The sequence below is a fragment of the Sulfitobacter sp. 1A13368 genome, from assembly GCF_043557275.1.
GTDB classification, from domain to species: domain Bacteria; phylum Pseudomonadota; class Alphaproteobacteria; order Rhodobacterales; family Rhodobacteraceae; genus Sulfitobacter; species Sulfitobacter faviae.
This window is the reverse complement of sequence record NZ_JBIFFR010000015.1, coordinates 1-2,677: the sequence shown is the minus strand read 5'-3', so window position 1 is coordinate 2,677 and position 2,677 is coordinate 1. Positions and strand designations below refer to the sequence as shown.

At 53.4% G+C, this 2,677-nt stretch carries 2 rRNA genes; both read right to left on the bottom strand.

Annotation, left to right across the window (positions count from 1 at the left end):
• Nucleotides 1-27: 27 nt before the first annotated feature.
• Nucleotides 28-142: ribosomal RNA gene (rrf, locus tag ACGYK4_RS17230) — 5S ribosomal RNA — on the bottom strand.
• A 177-nt stretch (nt 143-319) separates the two neighbouring features.
• A 23S ribosomal RNA gene (locus ACGYK4_RS17225) occupies nt 320-2,677 on the bottom strand; the annotation flags it as partial.

The following is a 2,677-nucleotide window of genomic DNA, read 5'->3' as shown; positions in this document are numbered from 1 at the left end:
AGATACTGTAGTCTAGGAACTTATTAGGTTTGGCGATGACCTACTCTCCCACGTCTTAAGACGCAGTACCATCGGCGCTACGGCACTTAACGGCTGGGTTCGGGATGGGACCAGGTGTTTTGCTCGCGCTATGATCACCAAACCGAATAAATTCCTAGTAGCGCTCTGCGCAGGAGAACGGCGGCGGGAGGCGGGGTATCCGAAGGATGCCCGTTCCCGCTCCGTCTCCATTGGAGCGCAAAGCGTGTTTGTCCAAGTCATGTACGACTGATTGTATGTGTATGCTTTTGATCAGTAAGCAGTCTTGCTTCTACTGGATCAAATCAAGCCTATCGAGCAATTAGTACCAGTCAACTGAACGTATTACTACGCTTACATCTCTGGCCTATCGACGTGGTGGTCTACCACGGCTCTCAGGGATACCTTGTTTTGAGGGGGGCTTCCCGCTTAGATGCCTTCAGCGGTTATCCTGTCCGATCATAGCTACCCAGCACTGCAATTGGCATTACAACTGGTCCACCAGTGGATCGTTCACCCCGGTCCTCTCGTACTAGGGGCAACTCCTCTCAAGTATCCTACACCCACGGAAGATAGGGACCGAACTGTCTCACGACGTTCTAAACCCAGCTCACGTACCTCTTTAAACGGCGAACAGCCGTACCCTTGGGACCTGCTCCAGCCCCAGGATGAGATGAGCCGACATCGAGGTGCCAAACACTGCCGTCGATATGGACTCTTGGGCAGTATCAGCCTGTTATCCCCGGCGTACCTTTTATCCGTTGAGCGATGGCCCTCCCACTTGGGACCACCGGATCACTATGGCCGTCTTTCGACTCTGCTCGACTTGTCAGTCTCGCAGTCAGGCTGGCTTCTGCCATTGCACTCAACGAGCGATTTCCGACCGCTCTGAGCCAACCTTCGCGCGCCTCCGTTACGATTTAGGAGGCGACCGCCCCAGTCAAACTACCCGCCACACAGGGTCCCGGAACCGGATAACGGTCCGCGGTTAGACATCAAGCAGAACAAGGGTGGTATCTCAAGGGAGGCTCCACCGAGACTGGCGTCTCGGTTTCAAAGCCCACCACCTATCCTGCACATGTTCGGCCTAATGCCAGTGTGAAGCTGTAGTAAAGGTGCACGGGGTCTTTCCGTCTAACCGCGGGTAACCGGCATCTTGACCGGTAATTCAATTTCGCTGAGTCTATGTTGGAGACAGCGGGGAAGTCGTTACGCCATTCGTGCAGGTCGGAACTTACCCGACAAGGAATTTCGCTACCTTAGGACCGTTATAGTTACGGCCGCCGTTTACCTGGGCTTCAATTCAGAGCTCTCACTCCTCCTTTTAACCTTCAGGCACCGGGCAGGCGTCAGACCCTATACGTCGTCTTGCGACTTCGCAGAGCCCTGTGTTTTTAATAAACAGTCGCCACCCCCTGGTTTGTGCCCCCAGCCCCTAGTTGCCTAGGAACCGGGCCTCCTTCTCGCGAACTTACGGAGGTATTTTGCCGAGTTCCTTCAACATAGTTCTCTCAAGCGCCTTGGTATTCTCTACCTGTCCACCTGTGTCGGTTTAGGGTACGATCTGATGATGGAGCTATTTCCAGGGACCGCTCAGCAGCCCATCCAATCCGATAAGGATGAACTACCCCTGCGATCCGTCACTTCCATCTGGCCCAGGAATATTAACCTGGTTCCCATCGACTACGCCTTTCGGCCTCGCCTTAGGGGTCGGCTTACCCTGCTCAGATTAGCTTTAAGCAGGAACCCTTGGACTTTCGGCGAGAGTGTCTCTCACACTCTTTGTCGCTACTCATGTCATCATTCTCACTAGTGATCTCTCCACCGGATCGCTCACGCGCCGGCTTCACAGAAAGCTCCTTGTGTCCAATACGTCCCGAGGGACGATAAGGACACATGGAACTATGTCACACTACGCTCTGCTACCATGCAATAAATGCATCCTCGGCTTCGGCTCATGGCTTGAGCCCCGTTACATCTTCGCCGCAAGACAACTTATTTAGACCAGTGAGCTGTTACGCTATCTTTAAAGGATGGCTGCTTCTAAGCCAACCTCCTGGTTGTTTTGGTCGTCTCACCTGCTTTCCCACTTAGCCATGAATTAGGGGCCTTAGCCGGAGGTCAGGGTTGTTTCCCTCTCCACGACGGACGTTAGCATTCGCCGTGTGTCTGCCATCCAGTACTCCTCGGTATTCGGAGTTTGGTTAGGATCAGTAAGCCTGTGGGGCCCCATTACCCATCCAGTGCTCTACCCCCGAGGGTATTCGGATGACGCTCTACCTAAATAGATTTCGCAGAGAACCAGCTATCTCCGAGTTTGATTGGCCTTTCACCCCTAGGCACAGCTCATCCCGATCTTTTTCAACAGATGTGGGTTCGGTCCTCCAATAAGTGTTACCTTATCTTCAACCTGGCCATGCCTAGATCACTCGGTTTCGGGTCTGATCCCACGAACTCGACGCCCTATTAAGACTCGCTTTCGCTGCGCCTACACCTAACGGCTTAAGCTTGCTCGTGAGACCAAGTCGATGACCCATTATACAAAAGGTACGCTGTCACATCGCAAGGATGCTCCAACTGATTGTAGGCGTTCGGTTTCAGGTACTGTTTCACTCCCCTCGTCGGGGTGCTTTTCACCTTTCCCTCACGGTACTGGTTC